Source organism: Vibrio sp. S234-5, assembly GCF_000960595.1.
Lineage (GTDB): Bacteria > Pseudomonadota > Gammaproteobacteria > Enterobacterales > Vibrionaceae > Vibrio.
Genome location: NZ_JZAM01000089.1, coordinates 1 through 1,171 on the forward strand (window position 1 = coordinate 1; position 1,171 = coordinate 1,171).

General features: G+C 42.0%; 2 protein-coding genes. Both read right to left on the bottom strand.

Annotation, left to right across the window (positions count from 1 at the left end; all coding sequences use genetic code 11):
* Positions 1-109 precede the first annotated feature (109 nt).
* On the bottom strand, positions 110-547 hold the full coding sequence (locus UF06_RS03610) for a hypothetical protein (protein ID WP_052702515.1): 438 nt from the start codon (positions 545-547) through the stop codon (positions 110-112).
* Entirely contained in the window at positions 544-687 is a 144-nt protein-coding gene (locus tag UF06_RS28275) for a DUF3265 domain-containing protein (RefSeq protein ID WP_082069562.1), read from the bottom strand. The genes UF06_RS03610 and UF06_RS28275 overlap by 4 nt, the downstream gene beginning before the upstream one ends.
* Positions 688-1,171 lie beyond the last annotated feature (484 nt).

The following is a 1,171-nucleotide window of genomic DNA, read 5'->3' on the forward strand; positions in this document are numbered from 1 at the left end:
TCGAACAGGGTTCGCCATTCTTGGTTAGTGCGTCGTTTGGCCATTTCAAATCTCCTTTGGGTTGGAGGTTTGATCTTATTATTCGGGCTAGACGATTAGAATGCGGGGTTTATGATGCGCTTACTCTTGAGTACTGGTAATATCGTTCTTCAAAAATTTCCGGGTGCTCAGGGTGATTTGGATTGTAGTCCCAGATACTCTGTATTTTACTATCCGCCATATATACCTCATTTGGGAGGTATAAGATTTTATGCATTAAATTAGCGTCAATTGATAGCCAATCAACATCTAGTAATAAGGGCTCGAAAGTAGGAGTTTTAACCTGCGGATAATAGTAGCCATCTTTGTCTGGTTGGCCACATACGGTGCCATCATCACTCAGGACTAAAGCACAATTATCAACAAAAATCTCTAGCATACTAACTACTCGTGTAGCTAAATATTTCTTCCGAGCCTTTTTAGAAAGATACGACGTAATCCAATCTTTCAAGCCAGTCACTAACGCACCAACAATGACACCAACTAAACCAATTACCGCTTCTATCACTGAACTTCCTCATTCACATAACGCCGCGTTAAGGGGTGAGTGCCGCTTAAACCAACTTCCCGCAGATCACTTTCATCACCAAAACTCACCGCAAACCAAAAATGCCACGCGGCATGAATCCCTCTTGAACGCCTTGTTATGCTTAAGCTTCAATGGTTTACGTTTTACTAGAACCAAGATTAACTCGGCTTTGATTTACACACAAAATCCAAAACGTAGAAAACCGAAATGAATCATAGTTTTGATAATCAGGCTCGGAATTTTGGCAAATCTGGTTTGAAGTTTGAAAACCTAAAAATGGATTTCTGATTGAGCCAGCCGCCCTAACCTCGCGCTTGCCCGAAAATTGAATGAGGCAATTCTCTGAATTTCCAGCGCCAAAGAATAAGTGTCCGAAAAACAGCGCTCAAAAAAGCCAACTTGCCGACAAACACAAAACCAACACACCGAGGGAGCAAAGAAAAGATGCAACCAACTGATTTTTGGTGATTAAGCATAACGCCGCGTTAAGGGGTGAGTGCAGCACAAACCAACTTTCCGCAGACCACTTTCACCACAAAAATTACCGCATACCAAAAATGCCACGCGGCACGAATCCCTCTTTAACGCTTTGTTATGTTTTTA